This window comes from Citrobacter amalonaticus Y19, assembly GCF_000981805.1.
Lineage (GTDB): Bacteria > Pseudomonadota > Gammaproteobacteria > Enterobacterales > Enterobacteriaceae > Citrobacter_A > Citrobacter_A amalonaticus_C.
Map to the genome: position 1 here is coordinate 5388367 of NZ_CP011132.1, position 14964 is coordinate 5403330.

15 protein-coding genes are annotated in these 14964 nt (G+C 53.8%); 8 read left to right on the forward strand and 7 right to left on the reverse strand.

What is annotated here, in order from left to right; all coding sequences use genetic code 11:
* Nucleotides 1-43 precede the first annotated feature (43 nt).
* Nucleotides 44-2215 (forward strand): YgiQ family radical SAM protein, encoded by a 2172-nt coding sequence (locus F384_RS25160; protein WP_046496962.1) that lies wholly within the window; start codon nucleotides 44-46, stop codon nucleotides 2213-2215.
* A gap of 65 nt (nucleotides 2216-2280) precedes the next feature.
* Nucleotides 2281-2742, forward strand: a complete 462-nt coding sequence (locus tag F384_RS25165) for a carboxypeptidase-like regulatory domain-containing protein (protein ID WP_226991618.1) — start codon at nucleotides 2281-2283, stop codon at nucleotides 2740-2742.
* Nucleotides 2743-2789: 47 nt separating this feature from the next.
* On the opposite strand, the gene dkgA is transcribed toward F384_RS25165, so the two are convergent.
* Entirely contained in the window at nucleotides 2790-3617 is an 828-nt protein-coding gene (dkgA, locus tag F384_RS25170) for a 2,5-didehydrogluconate reductase DkgA (protein WP_046496965.1), read from the reverse strand.
* 104 nt (nucleotides 3618-3721) lie between these two features.
* Nucleotides 3722-4885, reverse strand: coding sequence for an alcohol dehydrogenase (gene yqhD, locus F384_RS25175; protein WP_046496967.1), 1164 nt, complete (start codon nucleotides 4883-4885; stop codon nucleotides 3722-3724).
* A 193-nt stretch (nucleotides 4886-5078) separates the two neighbouring features.
* On the opposite strand from yqhD, the gene F384_RS25180 reads away from it, so the two are divergent.
* On the forward strand, nucleotides 5079-5978 hold the full coding sequence (locus F384_RS25180; RefSeq protein ID WP_046496970.1) for an AraC family transcriptional regulator: 900 nt from the start codon (nucleotides 5079-5081) through the stop codon (nucleotides 5976-5978).
* Nucleotides 5979-6026: 48 nt separating this feature from the next.
* Here the strand turns inward: F384_RS25180 and yghB are convergent, their stop codons facing one another.
* The gene (gene yghB / locus F384_RS25185; protein ID WP_046496972.1) at nucleotides 6027-6686 is read right to left on the reverse strand and encodes a DedA family general envelope maintenance protein YghB; all 660 of its coding nucleotides are present in this window, start codon (nucleotides 6684-6686) and stop codon (nucleotides 6027-6029) included.
* 139 nt (nucleotides 6687-6825) lie between these two features.
* Nucleotides 6826-8013, reverse strand: coding sequence for a cystathionine beta-lyase (gene metC / locus F384_RS25190; RefSeq protein ID WP_046496975.1), 1188 nt, complete (start codon nucleotides 8011-8013; stop codon nucleotides 6826-6828).
* A 249-nt stretch (nucleotides 8014-8262) separates the two neighbouring features.
* Between metC and exbB the strand changes: the two genes are divergently transcribed.
* A complete protein-coding gene (gene exbB / locus F384_RS25195) occupies nucleotides 8263-8997 on the forward strand; it encodes a tol-pal system-associated acyl-CoA thioesterase (protein WP_046496978.1) in 735 nt (244 codons plus the stop codon).
* 6 nt (nucleotides 8998-9003) lie between these two features.
* Nucleotides 9004-9429: a TonB system transport protein ExbD gene (gene exbD / locus F384_RS25200; RefSeq protein WP_046496981.1), complete on the forward strand. Its 426-nt coding sequence runs from the start codon at nucleotides 9004-9006 to the stop codon at nucleotides 9427-9429.
* 64 nt (nucleotides 9430-9493) lie between these two features.
* Here the strand turns inward: exbD and F384_RS25205 are convergent, their stop codons facing one another.
* Both F384_RS25205 and F384_RS25210 read right to left on the reverse strand, forming a co-directional pair.
* The gene (locus tag F384_RS25205; protein WP_046498646.1) at nucleotides 9494-9925 is read right to left on the reverse strand and encodes a hypothetical protein; all 432 of its coding nucleotides are present in this window, start codon (nucleotides 9923-9925) and stop codon (nucleotides 9494-9496) included.
* Nucleotides 9925-10332 carry a hypothetical protein gene (locus F384_RS25210; RefSeq protein WP_046496984.1) on the reverse strand — a complete coding sequence of 136 codons (408 nt, stop codon included), beginning with the start codon at nucleotides 10330-10332 and terminating at the stop codon, nucleotides 9925-9927. The genes F384_RS25205 and F384_RS25210 overlap by 1 nt, the downstream gene beginning before the upstream one ends.
* Nucleotides 10333-10436: 104 nt before the next feature.
* On the opposite strand from F384_RS25210, the gene F384_RS25215 reads away from it, so the two are divergent.
* On the forward strand, nucleotides 10437-10940 hold the full coding sequence (locus tag F384_RS25215) for an ESA_00282 family adhesion-associated protein (protein WP_046496987.1): 504 nt from the start codon (nucleotides 10437-10439) through the stop codon (nucleotides 10938-10940).
* 116 nt (nucleotides 10941-11056) lie between these two features.
* Here the strand turns inward: F384_RS25215 and F384_RS25220 are convergent, their stop codons facing one another.
* Nucleotides 11057-12097, reverse strand: a complete 1041-nt coding sequence (locus tag F384_RS25220) for an aldo/keto reductase (RefSeq protein ID WP_046496990.1) — start codon at nucleotides 12095-12097, stop codon at nucleotides 11057-11059.
* Nucleotides 12098-12178: 81 nt separating this feature from the next.
* Between F384_RS25220 and yghX the strand changes: the two genes are divergently transcribed.
* The gene (yghX, locus tag F384_RS25225; RefSeq protein ID WP_046496993.1) at nucleotides 12179-13066 is read left to right on the forward strand and encodes a YghX family hydrolase; all 888 of its coding nucleotides are present in this window, start codon (nucleotides 12179-12181) and stop codon (nucleotides 13064-13066) included.
* Between the two features lie 188 nt (nucleotides 13067-13254).
* Entirely contained in the window at nucleotides 13255-14895 is a 1641-nt protein-coding gene (locus F384_RS25230; protein ID WP_046496996.1) for a methyl-accepting chemotaxis protein, read from the forward strand.
* Nucleotides 14896-14964: the final 69 nt, after the last annotated feature.

Here is a 14964-nt window from a genome sequence, read left to right on the forward strand (position 1 = left end):
ATCGCCGGCCTTTGATTATTTTTTTACCATTTTTGGAAGCACTATGAGCGCAATATCCCTGATCCAGCCAGACAGAGATCTCTTCTCCTGGCCTCAGTACTGGGCGGCCTGTTTTGGTCCCGCTCCTTTTTTGCCGATGTCACGCGACGAAATGGATCAACTTGGCTGGGATAGCTGCGACATTATTTTGGTTACCGGTGACGCCTATGTCGATCACCCGAGTTTCGGTATGGCGATTTGCGGCCGTATGCTGGAAGCGCAGGGCTTCCGTGTCGGCATCATTGCGCAGCCGGACTGGAACAGCAAAGACGATTTCATGCGTCTGGGCAAACCGAACCTGTACTTCGGTGTAACCGCTGGCAACATGGACTCGATGATCAACCGCTACACCGCCGATCGCCGCCTGCGCCATGACGATGCGTATACCCCGGATAACGTGTCGGGCAAGCGCCCGGATCGCGCCACGCTGGTCTATACCCAGCGCTGTAAAGAGGCATGGAAAGATGTGCCGGTGATCCTTGGCGGCATTGAAGCGAGTCTGCGCCGTACTGCGCATTATGATTACTGGTCCGATACCGTGCGTCGTTCCGTGCTGGTGGATTCCAAAGCCGACATGCTGATGTTCGGCAACGGCGAGCGTCCGCTGGTGGAAGTGTCGCACCGTCTGGCGATGGGCGAAACCATCGACCAGATCCGCGATGTGCGTAACACCGCGATTATGGTGAAAGAAGCGCTGCCTGGCTGGAGCGGCGTCGATTCTACCCGTCTGGATACGCCGGGGAAAATCGATCCGATCCCGCATCCGTATGGTGAAGATTTGCCGTGTGCCGACAACAAACCTGTTGCGCCGAAAAAGCAGGAAGCAAAAGCCGTCACCGTGCAGCCAGCGCGTCCGAAGCCGTGGGAAAAGACCTACGTTCTGCTGCCGTCCTTTGAAAAAGTGAAGGGCGACAAAGTGCTGTATGCGCACGCTTCGCGGATCCTGCACCATGAAACCAACCCTGGCTGTGCGCGTGCGCTGATGCAAAAGCATGGCGATCGCTACATCTGGATCAACCCGCCGGCGATCCCGCTATCAACCGAAGAGATGGACAGCGTCTTTGCCCTGCCATATAAGCGCGTGCCGCACCCGGCATATGGCAGCAGCCGTATTCCGGCCTATGAGATGATCCGCTTCTCTGTCAACATCATGCGCGGCTGCTTTGGCGGCTGCTCCTTCTGTTCGATCACCGAGCACGAAGGGCGCATTATTCAAAGCCGCTCTGAAGATTCGATCATTAATGAGATCGAAGCGATCCGCGATACCGTCCCAGGATTTACCGGCGTGATCTCCGATCTCGGTGGTCCGACGGCCAACATGTACATGCTGCGCTGCAAGTCACCGCGTGCGGAGCAGACCTGCCGTCGCCTGTCGTGCGTCTATCCGGATATCTGTCCGCATATGGATACCAACCATGAGCCGACGATCAACCTCTATCGCCGTGCGCGCGATCTGAAAGGCATCAAGAAGATCTTGATCGCCTCCGGTGTGCGTTACGACATCGCGGTCGAAGACCCGCGCTATATCAAAGAGCTGGCAAGCCACCACGTCGGGGGTTATCTGAAGATTGCGCCTGAGCATACCGAAGAAGGGCCGTTGTCGAAGATGATGAAGCCGGGCATGGGCAGCTATGACCGCTTTAAGGAACTGTTCGATCTCTACTCGAAGCAGGCAGGGAAAGAGCAGTATCTGATCCCGTATTTCATCTCCGCGCATCCGGGGACGCGTGACGAAGATATGGTGAATCTGGCGCTGTGGCTGAAGAAACATCGTTTCCGTCTCGATCAGGTACAAAACTTCTATCCATCGCCGCTGGCGAACTCGACCACCATGTATTACACCGGCAAAAACCCGCTGGGTAAGATTGGCTATAAGAGTGAAGAGGTGGTGGTGCCGAAGGGTGATAAGCAGCGTCGTCTGCATAAAGCACTGCTGCGTTACCACGATCCGGCGAACTGGCCGATGATCCGTCAGGCGCTGGAAGAGATGGGTAAAAAGCATCTGATTGGTGGACGCCGTGAGTGCCTTGTGCCGTCGCCAACGCTGGAAGAGATGCGCGAAGCGCGTCGTCAGAACCGGAATACCCGTCCGGCATTGACCAAACACACGCCGGTGGCGCATCAGCGTCAGACGCCTGCCGCCAACAAAAAGCGGGTAAAAGTCGCCGGACGATAAAGTGGTTGCCCGGTAACATCAAACTTACCGGGTCGATTACATCGGTTTGATAAATGTGGCTGCTGATGCAGCCATTTTTTCATCCTCAGCAGGCAGACGAGTATCAGAATCAGGAGTCGGAGATGAAAGCAGGGATGATGGCAGGGGTGATAACGATCGCCCTGTTGCAAAGCGGTTGCGTGGTGCATCACCAGATACAACCTGAAGTGGCGGGACGGCTTGTCGGCAGCACCGGCAAACCGGTACAAGACGCGCAACTCACCCTGGTGAGCAGTGGGAAGTCCGCTCAGACACACTCTGATAGCGATGGCCGTTTTACCTTTCCGGCGGCCTATAAATGGACTTTCTTTGTGCCAATCGGTCCAGTGGACTGGTATTTTCGCTCTGCACTGCACGTGAGTGCCAATGGCAAGGACTATGAAACCGATCTGGGCGGTGCGTTTGGTGGGCCGTACGCGCTTGAGGGCAGGAAGTTCAACGTGACGTGTACGTTGCCGGACAAAACCGGCGAGGTGTCATGCCTGTAGCGAACAACATGAAAGCCCGACGCTAAGCCGGGCTGAAAAGAAGGGAATCAACCGCCGAACTGATCCGGGTCGGGGCCCAGGCGTTTGCCCTGATCGAGTTTCGCAATCTCGCCCAGTTCGTCTTTGTCGAGACGGAAATCCCAGACGTCGAAGTTCTCGGCAATACGCGACGGCGTGACGGATTTCGGGATCACCACCAGACCGTTATCCAGATGCCAGCGGATGACTATCTGTGCCGGGGTTTTACCGTATTTATCCGCCAGGGCGCGAATAATTTTTTGATCGAAAACGCCTTCACCGCCCTGCGCCAGCGGGCTCCAGGATTCCGTCTGGATTTTATGCGTCGCATTCCACGCATGCAGCTGACGCTGTTGCATCAGCGGATGCAGTTCTATCTGATTAATCACCGGTGTGACGCCCGTTTCGTCAATCAGTCGCTGGAGATGGTTGACCTGGAAGTTACACACGCCGATGCTCTTAATCAGCCCCTCTTTTTGCAGCTCGATCATGCCTTGCCAGGCGGCAACATAGTGATCGATTGCCGGAACCGGCCAGTGCATCAGATACAGATCGAGATAATCGAGCTGGAGTTTTTCCAGACTCTCCATCAACGCTTCGCGGGGGCGTTTCTGATCGTCATTCCACAGCTTGGTGGTGATGAATAACTCATCGCGGGGGAGACCTGCGCTGGCTAACGCTTTGCCGACGCCGTCTTCATTTTTGTATGCGGCGGCGGTATCTATGGACCGATAGCCGACTTCCAGTGCTTTATGAATGGCGGAGACGACCTCGTCGTTACCGGCTTTCCATACGCCTAGCCCCAGTTGGGGCATTACGTTGCCATCCTGAAGCTTAATTACGGTTTGGTTTGCCATTTTTCCTCCTTCATGTGCTCATCACCGGAGGGACGCTCCGGTGATGTAGGGTGACTTAAGTCTGGACGAAATGCCCGAAAACGAAAGCCAGAGGTGAAAAAAGCTTAGCGGGCTGCCTCGTAAATACGACGGCTGACATCCAGGGTAATGTCTTTATGTTCACCCAATTGTGTCATGCCGTGTTCTTCCAGTTTCGCCAGCAGGGCCGGGATTGAACTGCCATCCAGACCGTAGCCTGACAGGCGAGTCGGGACGCCCAGCTGTTCGAAGAAATTACGGGTGGCAGCAATCGCTGCATCAATACGCTCATCGTCAGAACCGTCGGTGATGTTCCATACGCGTTCAGCATATTGCAGCAGTTTGCCACGTTTGGTATCGCGCTTTTCATTCCACAGCGCAGGCAGAACCACCGCCAGCGTCTGGGCGTGATCCAGACCGTGCATCGCCGTCAGTTCGTGGCCCAGCATATGGGTTGCCCAGTCCTGTGGCACGCCTGCGCCAATCAGGCCGTTCAGCGCCTGGGTCGCTGCCCACATCACGTTTGCGCGAACATCGTAGTTTTCCGGATCTTTCAGCGCTTTCGGGCCGTCTTCCACCAGGGTCAGCAGAATGCCTTCCGCGAAACGGTCCTGAATTTTGGCATCAACCGGATACGTGACGTACTGCTCAACGGTATGCACAAACGCATCAACCACGCCGTTGGCCACCTGACGCGGCGGCAGGGTGTAGGTGTAAACCGGATCCAGTACCGCAAAGACCGGCTGCACATGTGCGGAATGGAAGGCCTGCTTGTCGCCTGTGGTTTTACGCGAGATGACCGCGCCTTTGTTGGACTCAGAACCGGTTGCTGGCAGCGTCAGCACGGAACCCATCGGGATCGCGCTTTTGATGTCGCTACCGCTGGTCTGCAGGATGTGCCACGGGTCAACGCCATCCGCATAGTGAGCGGCAGCGGCGATGAATTTCGTGCCATCGAGGACAGAACCCCCGCCGACGGCCAGCAGGAAAGTAATGTTCTCTTCACGGGCAATTTTTACGGCGTTCATCAGTGTTTCATACGACGGGTTAGGTTCGATACCGCCAAATTCACGGACATCCAGACCTTTCAGCGCGTCCTGTACCTGCGCCAGAACGCCGGTCTTTTTCACGCTGCCGCCGCCATAAGTGATCAGCACGCGTGCGTCCTGAGGGATTTGTGCGCGCAGTTCAGCAATCGCACCTTTACCAAACAGAATGCGAGTCGGGGTATGCAGATTAAAGTTGTTCATTGCTCGTTCCCTTATGTGGGTAAAAAAAAGAGGGCAGGCGGGGCTGCCGGATGGAGAACATTGTGGTCGTGCGCGGCTATCCTCTCAATGCTCATTCCTGCCAATGTCTTGCCCATTTCTCCAGAGTGCTGGAGAAAAACGATAAACTTGCGCACAATCAAGGCGTCGTCATCCGTTGAGAAAAATTCCTGTCATGAACCGCGAAGAGATCTGTTTGCTGCTGACGGATAAAGTTAAGCAGTTGAAAAATAATGAACATAAGCTCGGTGAACTGTTACCGGACATCCGTCTGCTGTATGGTACTGAACCGGGTTTGCGTACACCTGTGATGTATGACCCCGGCATCATATTTCTCTTTTCAGGCCATAAAATCGGTTATATCAATGAGCGGGTTTTCCGTTACGACGCCAGTGAATACCTGCTGCTGACAGTACCTTTACCCTTCGAATGTGAAACCTATGCGACACCGGACGTGCCGCTCGCCGGGTTTCGCATCAATGTCGATATTCTGCAATTGCAGGAGCTGTTGATGGACATTGGCGAGGACGAGCACTTTCAGCCGTCGATGGCGGCAAGCGGGATCAACTCCGCGATGCTCTCTGAGGAGATCCTCTGCGCGGCAGAACGTCTGCTCGACGTCATGGAGCGACCGCTGGACGCGCGGATCCTCGGTAAACAGATTATCCGTGAGATCCTCTATCACGTTCTGACCGGGCCACGCGGCGGCGCGCTGCTGGCGCTGGTGAGCCGTCAGACCCACTTCAGCCTGATTAGCCGCGTGCTCAAGCGCATTGAAAATAAGTACACCGAAAACCTCAACGTCGAGCAACTGGCGGCCGAAGCGAACATGAGCGTCTCTGCGTTCCATCATAATTTTAAGTCAGTTACCAGCACATCGCCGTTGCAGTATCTGAAAACGTATCGATTACATAAGGCGCGGATGATGATGATTCATGACGGCATGAAGGCCAGCGCGGCGGCGATGCAGGTGGGCTATGAAAGTGCGTCGCAGTTCAGTCGTGAATTTAAGCGCTATTTCGGGGTAACACCGGGAGAGGATGCGGCGCGGATCCGCACCATGCAGGGGAGTTGACGGACGGCGCAGGCCGGATAAGCAGAGCGCTATCCGGCAATCAACCTATCAGGCGCTACAGTATTTCTTCTTGATAACGACCACAACCGTGCCGATCAAACCCGCCGCCAGCAGGAAAATGGGCAGGATCATCAGGAAGGTCATGACCTGATCTTCATGGCGCTTCACAAACGGGATCATGCTGAGGGCATAGCCAAAGCTGGTGACCACGCCGACCCACAGCAGGCCGCTCAGCCAGTTGAAGAACTGGAAGCGACGGTTAGAGAGTCCGGAAATACCCGCCATGGTGGGTAGCAGGGTGCGCACGAACGCCAGAAAACGTCCTGCCAGCAGTGCCAGCAGACCGTGGCGGTCAAACATGCAGGTCGCGCGCTGGTGGTATTTCACTGGAAGTTGCGCCAGCCAACCTTTTACCGTTCGCGTATTACCCAGCCAGCGTCCCTGAATATAACTTAGCCAACAACCGAGGCTGGCTGCTGTCGTCAGGATCAAGAGGGTAGGGACAAAACTCATGACACCCTGCGCGACTAATGCGCCCGCTAATAGCAGCAGACTATCGCCGGGTAAAAATGAGGCCGGTAGCAAGCCATTCTCTAAAAACAGCGTGGCAAACATCACAAAGTAGACGACGCTAACAACATGTGGGTCCGCCAGCGCGGCAAAATCATGTTGCCAGAGCGCAGCGATAATATCTTGAATGACAGCCATGGACTTTCCTGTGGAACAGCGTTTACGCCTTAATGACCCTATTGTACTCCTGAACAGGCCCGGATGACTTGATCCCGGGCGCAACAAATGCAGACAATTTCGCTCGGAGTGTCTGCATAGCTGTCCATTAGCGTCAATTTTACACGAGGCGAGCAAAACCGGCGGCTAAATCTGCAATCAGATCGTCAACATTTTCTAAACCAATGTGAAGACGGATCAGGGTGCCGCTGAAATCCACACCCCCTTCCGGGCGAATTTCCGCAATCTGTTCAGGCTGATTGGCCAGAATCAGCGACTCAAACCCGCCCCATGAATAGGCCATGCTGAAAAGGCTGAAGTGATCCAGATAAGCGGACAGCTCGTCATTATTCAGCTTTTTATTCAGCACAAATGAAAACAGCCCACTGCTCCCCGTAAAGTCACGTTTCCAGAATTCGTGTCCTTTACTGCCCGGTAACGCCGGATGATTTACTCGTGCGACCTGCGGATGGGCAGCCAGCCATTCGGCGATCTTCAGACTGCTTTCATGATGCTGACGCAGACGCACGCCCAGAGTGCGCAGCCCGCGACTGGTCATATAAGCCGTATCAGCATCGACCATTTGCCCCATCAGATAGGCATTCTCACGCAACTGATCCCAGCAGCGGGCGTTCGAAACGGCGGTGCCGACCATCGCATCGGAATGACCAATCAGGTATTTGGTCCCCGCCTGAATCGAGATATCAATACCGAAATCGAGAGCGTTAAACAGCACGCCCGCCGCCCAGGTGTTGTCGATCATAATGATGGCGTCCGGCACAACGCGTCTGACGGCGGCGACAATCGCCGGTACGTCATGGACTTCCATGGTCACGGAACCGGGTGACTCGAGGAAAACCACTTTGGTGTTGGGCTGAAGATGCTTAACAATGTCAGCGCCGACCAGCGGATCGAACCAGCCGGTGGTCACCCCCAGTTTGCCGAGGATTTTGGTACAGAAATCCTGGCTCGGCTCATAGGCCGTGTTAGTCATCAGCACGTGGTCGCCTTGTTCGACAAAGGCCAGAATGGTGTTGGCGACAGCCGCGGCGCCGCAGGGGAAGAGCGCGCAGCCGGCACCGCCTTCAAGCTCGCACATCGCTTCCTGCAACGAGAAATGGGTCAACGTGCCGCGGCGTCCGTAAAAAAGTTCACCGTTGGCGCGGTTGCGGGTGGCGTGCTTTTTGGCTTCGACGGTTTCAAAAACCAGTGAAGAAGCGCGCTGAATCACACTATTCACCGAACCCAGCGTGTATTTTTTACTGCGCCCCGCGCCGACCAGTCTGGTGTCCAGTTGCTTATCTGCCATGTCGTGTTTCCTTTTTTTATACGTCTGGATGTCTAAACTACCACGAATGACAAAATGCGCATCCTGGGGAACAGGATAAAGCACAATATTTTATTAAAATTCCCTCCCGTAACGTTTTACTGCGTAAGCGCAAGGAAAAGAAACCAAAGGTGCGGCACTATGTAAATAGTAATGAGAACGACTATCAATTCGACGTCGTTTTGATATTATTACGCTCAGAATTTGTGATTTGCGTCCTGGAGATACAGAGTGGGTAATAATTTGATGCAGACGGATCTTTCCGTCTGGGGTATGTATCAGCACGCCGACATTGTGGTTAAGTGCGTGATGATTGGTCTGATTCTGGCGTCAGTGGTCACCTGGGCTATCTTCTTCAGTAAGAGTGTTGAGTTCTTCTCCCAGAAGCGTCGGCTTAAGCGCGAACAGCAGCTGTTGGCGGAAGCCCGCTCTCTGGATCAGGCCAGCGATATTGCAGCAAACTTTGGTGCCAAAAGCTTAAGCACTCTATTGCTCAATGAAGCGCAGAACGAACTGGAACTGTCTCAGGGCAGTGAGGACAACGAAGGGATTAAAGAGCGTACCGGTTTTCGTCTGGAGCGTCGCGTTGCGGCGGCGGGACGTCATATGGGGCGCGGAAATGGCTACCTGGCGACCATCGGGGCGATTTCACCGTTTGTCGGTCTGTTCGGTACGGTCTGGGGCATCATGAACAGCTTCATCGGGATTGCGCAAACGCAGACCACTAACCTCGCCGTCGTCGCGCCGGGTATCGCCGAAGCACTGCTGGCGACGGCCATCGGTCTGGTTGCCGCTATCCCCGCCGTGGTTATCTATAACATTTTTGCCCGTCAGATTGGCGGTCTTAAAGCGATGCTGGGCGATGTAGCAGCACAGGTGCTGTTACTGCAAAGCCGCGACCTGGATCTGGATGCAAGCGCATCCGCCCATCCGGTACGTACCGCGCAGAAATTACGTGTAGGGTAATGTTTCATGGCAATGCGTCTTAATGAAAATCTGGACGATAACGGTGAAATGCACGAAATCAACGTGACGCCGTTTATCGACGTCATGCTGGTACTGCTGATCATCTTTATGGTGGCCGCGCCGTTGGCGACTGTGGATGTGAAGGTAAACCTGCCAGCGTCTTCCAGTACGCCGCAACCGCGCCCGGAAAAACCCGTTTATCTGTCGGTCAAAGCAGACAACAGCATGTTTATTGGTAACGAGCCGGTGACGGACGAGACCATGGTGGCTGAACTGACTGCGCTGACTGAAGGGAAGAAAGACACCACGATCTTCTTCCGCGCGGATAAAACCGTCGACTATGAAACCCTGATGAAGGTGATGGACACGTTGCATCAGGCGGGTTATCTGAAGATTGGCCTGGTCGGCGAAGAGGTCGCGAAAGCGAAATAATCGTTGTCGCCACGGGTGCGATGAGAAGAAAGGCCGGGTAAGGCGTTATCGCTACCCGGCTTTTTTATTGCCTGTCGCTGCGGGGCTGTGCCAGGCGTTCATTGAGCGCGACGGTGGTGATGTCAATCGTGCGGGTGTTCCCTTCGGCCAGTTTGCGCGTCAGGCGTAATGTGGCGGTCTCTCGAGCCAGCAAATGCTGCCAGGTGCTCTCCAGCCGCGCCATGATTTTGTCATGTAGTTCCGGGTTCTGTTTGATGATCGCGTTGAGCGCTGCGCCATAAATCTCTTCCTTCACCTGAAACGCGTAAATTTCCCGCCGGTTTTGCCATTTCAGACGAACCAGCGCCGCCGGGATGGAGGTCACTTCTTGCGCCACACTTTCGAGGACTGCATTTTTATTGGCGATGAGCGCGGCAAGATTCTGCTTTAAGATAAATTTATCGCTTTTATGATTATCCAACGCTAAATAGACATTATTATCTTCAACATCTTTAATCATTGTTCGTCATCCAGAGAATAGAAAAGGGGCGAGTCTTTCTCTCGGGTAATTAAATTAAGCCAAATTTCATTGCCGTTTTCATTTATATGGTCGGTCATTTCAGCAATTATTTTACTTAAGGTCTGGGCATCAATATCGCCTTCAGCCTGTAACGCATTAATAACTCGGGCGAAAGTCTCAATTCTTGCCACCCGCTCAAGACGTTCTTTAAAATGACGATCATGTTCTTCGAGCAGGATATTTTTAGATTGCCCGGTGGCGGTTGCGCTAATTAAGATATCGGCTTCATAATCGCTAAGGGTTGTTTTGCCCTTAGTTAAATTATCATCGTTTTCTGCTGTTCCTTCCGTCTGACCTGCGGGTGACAGATGAAAACGCGGTGGCACAAGATGCTCGGGAAGCATGTCATAATTTCCTTTAATATCAAAAATATAGTTATTTTTATTTGGCAGGTCGCGTTGACAATAACATGGGGTAATTTTAGAATCAAAAAAAATGGAGTCATTCTATGAACAGTATTTTTTATTCTGTCATTACCTTGCTATTGCTGACCGGCGGCGTGCTGTTATTAATGCGTGAGTTTAATAAACCGCGCAACGCTGAAGAACTGGCCTCTGCGACTCAATCAATACCTCTGACCAAAGAAGAGGGCGAGGATCATTTTTCTGCGTTGATGAATGCTATTACACCGGTATGGTACTGGCGCGTCAATCACGAATATATTGATTTCCTTCACGCAACGATAAAACGCATGACGATGGCGCAGTTGAATGACACCCCAGGGCTGTTTGATGCCCAACGGCGTTGCAGCGATCTCAATTCAGCGGTGTATAAATACTACGACACGATTAAAAAACGCTGTCTCAACGGTGAAAAAGTCCCCCATTCCGATCTCGACGTGCTGAACTTACGTCAGTGCTTCCGTGAGTTTAGCGTTGAGGCGTACCCGTCACTGGTGGCGCTGGTGTGGCCTGAGTATCAGCGTCCGTGGATCAATCCAGACGACGTTTGAGGGGAATGTTGAGTTCGTCTTGTCGGCGTTTGTAACGGTCTATCTAGACAGGTTAACCCGCCATAAGCACTGACTGAACAGGCCGGGTAGCCGCTGTCGCTACCCGGCACTGCACGTTACTTATCGGACGATGCCTGCCAGAGGTTCAGCTCACCGTCAGCGACATGCTTATCAATCTGCGCAAGCTCTTCAGCAGTGAACGACAGATTTTTCAGCGCCTGAGCGTTTTCTTCCAGTTGCTCCGGGCGGCTTGCGCCAATCAGCACGGAAGTGACGCGATCGTCTTTTAACAGCCAACTGAGCGCCATTTGCGCCATTGATTGACCGCGCTGCTGCGCCATCTCATTCAGCAGACGCAGACTGTTGAGGTTAGCTTCCGTCAGCATATTCTCTGTCAGACCGCGTGCTTTCTTCCCTTCGCGCTGCATCCGTGAGCCGTCCGGGATACCGTTCAAGTACTTCCCGGTGAGCAGCCCCTGTGCCAGTGGCGTAAAGGCGATACAGCCCACGCCATTGGCTTTTAACGTATCCAGCAAACCGCTTTTATCCACCCAGCGGTTCAGCAGATTGTAAGACGGCTGATGGATAAGCAACGGGATCTTCCACTCGCGCAAAAGCTCAGCCATTTTTTGCGTCCGTTCCGGCGAGTAAGACGAAATGCCGACATACAGCGCTTTACCGCTTTGCACGGCGTGAGCCAGCGCGGAGGCCGTCTCTTCCATCGGCGTGTTTTCATCTACACGGTGAGAATAGAAAATATCGACGTAATCCAGTCCCATACGTTTCAGGCTCTGATCGAGACTGGCGAGCAGATATTTACGCGAGCCACCGGAACCATAGGGGCCTGGCCACATGTCGTAACCGGCTTTGGTCGAGATGATCAGTTCATCGCGCAAGGCGGCAAACTCTTCGCGCAGCAGGCGACCGAAGTTTTCTTCCGCGCTACCCGGAGGCGGCCCGTAGTTGTTGGCTAAGTCAAAGTGGGTGATGCCTAGATCAAAGGCTTTTCGCAGCAGCGCGCGCTGTGAGTCGAGGGCTTGAACGTGACCGAAGCTGTGCCACAGACCGAGCGATAGCGCGGGCAGTCGGAGGCCGCTTTTACCGCAATAGCGGTACTGCATATTCTCATAGCGGTCAGGGGAGGCGTTCCAGGACATGATGTCTCCTTTCTTGTGATGAATTTTCGAAACAGCGTTTTCATTCTATGCTTATAAAATCACAAATTCCGGAGATATGCGATGACGCGTCTGACAGCCAAAGATTTTCCGCAAGAATTGCTCGATTATTACGACTACTACGCACACGGGAAAATCTCGAAACGGGAGTTCCTCAATCTCGCGGCAAAGTACGCCGTTGGCGGGGTGACGGCGCTGGCGCTGTTCAACATGCTCAAGCCCAACTACGCGCTGGCGGAACAGGTAAAATTTACCGATCCCGATATTTTGCCTGAATATATTCACTATCCGTCGCCAAATGGTCATGGCAACGTGCGCGGTTATCTGGTGAAACCGGCCAACGTGACGGGCAATGTGCCTGCCGTGGTGGTGGTGCATGAGAACCGGGGGCTGAATCCCTATATTGAAGATGTCGCAAGGCGGGTCGCGAAAGCGGGCTACATTGCGCTGGCACCCGACGGTTTAAGCTCGGTGGGCGGCTATCCTGGAAACGATGAAGAAGGGAAAGTCTTACAGCAGAAAGTGGATCCGACGAAACTGATGAATGACTTTTTTGCCGCCGTCGAGTTTATGAAACAGCACCCTGAGGCCAGCGGGAAAGTGGGGATCACCGGATTTTGCTACGGTGGCGGAGTCTCGAATGCGGCGGCTGTAGCCTATCCTGAACTCGAGTGCGCGGTGCCGTTTTATGGCCGCCAGCCTGCCGCGGCAGATGTGCCGAAGATAAAAGCGCCGATACTGCTGCATTACGCGGAGCTGGATAAAAATATCAATGAAGGCTGGCCAGCGTATGAAGCTGCGTTGAAGGAGAATAAAAAAGTTTATGAAGCTTATATTTATCCCGGCGTGAATCATGGCTTTCATAATGACTCTACGCCGCGATATGACCAGGCCGCTGCTGAGCTGGCCTGGCAAAGAACGCTGGCATGGTTTGACAAATATTTGTCATAAATAACACGATAATCGTTAGTCAGGTAATATTCCCGATATTTTTCATTGTTAATTATAGGAATATAAGAAACGGGGATATTGTTTATGAAAGTAAAAAAACAAAAGTCAGTATATATTCTTCATTCTTTGCCGATAACGAGATTAAGACTCGCCTCTGGGCGACTTCTCCCTAACGGCAAGGAACATATATGTACATACTGCGTAATTTCACCATCCGGGTCGTCATGCTCGCGATCCTTGGTATTTTCTGTTTAATGTGGATGGGTGTGGGTTTGTACAGCACCTGGTCTCTTTCTCGTGTCGCTGATGGTAACGAAGTCGATCGCCATCTTGTTCGTCAAATGACGGTGCTCAGCCAGGGCAACGATCAGTATTTCCGCTTTGTTACCCGACTCAGCCGTGCGATGGAGTTGAAAGCCAGCGGCGGCACGCCGGATTTTGCTCCCGTACAGCAGGCGCTGGATAACATGAGCAAAAATCTGCAAGAGATGAAAACCCTTTCGCCAGGCCCGATGGATCCCGAGGTCTCCGCCGCAGTGCTGGCAAGCTGGCAGGATCTCCTCGACAAAGGCGTCACGCCGCAAATGCAACTGGCGCAGCAGGGGACTCAGAGCGCCTGGAGCGAGCAGGCAAACAACGTGACGCCGGTATTGAGCCGGGCGTTTGGTGCCAGTGCGGAACGCTTTAATAAAGCCGCGGGGGTGATGCTTGATCAAACCCGCGTGATGGTGGATAGCAAAACGTCGATCATCCGTACTCTGATCATCGGCGCAGTGATCCTGGGCATTGCGATCCTCTTCTTTACCGATCGCTATCTGGTGACCATGCTGGTGAAGCCGCTGGCGCGGATCCGTCAACAGTTTCGCCAGATTGCCCAGGGCGACCTCAGTCAGCCGATTGACGACATTGGCCGCAACTGCGTCGGTCAACTGGTGCCTTTATTACGCGCGATGCAGGACAGCCTGCGCGATGCGGTAAACACGATCCGTTCCGGCAGCGACAATATCTGGCGCGGGGCCACTGAAATCTCCAGCGGCAACAACGATCTTTCATCGCGAACGGAAGAGCAGGCTGCTGCGCTGGAAGAGACGGCCGCGAGCATGGAACAGCTTACCGCCACGGTGAAGCTGAATGCGGATAACGCGCGTCAGGCTAGCCTTCTGGCTGAGTCTGCATCACGCACGGCAGGAAAAGGGGGATCGCTGGTGTCGGAAGTGGTCGAGACAATGGACGGAATTTCCGCCAGCTCGAAGCAGATTGCTGAAATTACGACCGTCATCAATAGCATTGCCTTCCAGACCAACATTCTTGCATTAAACGCGGCGGTCGAAGCCGCGCGTGCGGGTGAGCAAGGGCGTGGGTTTGCCGTTGTCGCTGGCGAGGTGCGTAATCTGGCGAGTCGCAGCGCGAACGCGGCAAAAGAGATTGACACGTTGATTGCCGAATCCGCTCGCCGCGTCGACCACGGCGCGGCACTGGTGAAGGATACCGGTTCAACGATGGAGGCGATCCTGAGCGGCGTGACGGAGGTCAATACCATCATGAAACAAATCGCCTCGGCGTCGGAAGAACAGAGCAAAGGGATTTCTCAGGTTGGTGTTGCGATTACCCAGATGGATGGCGTCACGCAGCAAAACGCCGCGCTGGTGGAGCAGATCTCCGCCGCCGCTGCAGCGCTGGAAAGACAAACGGAAGATTTACAACGTTCTGTGCAGCAGTTCCGGTTATCGCAAAATGACACGCCCAATCTACCGGCCAAAAGTGCAGCCCCCGCCGGTCAGCGACGTCCGGCACCCGCTGCGCCAGGCGATGAGTGGGTGGCCTTCTAAGGAACAGTAAAAAAGTCGCTGAACCCTCTGGCCTTTGCTTAAAAGATCGCTATATAATTTATTATATAG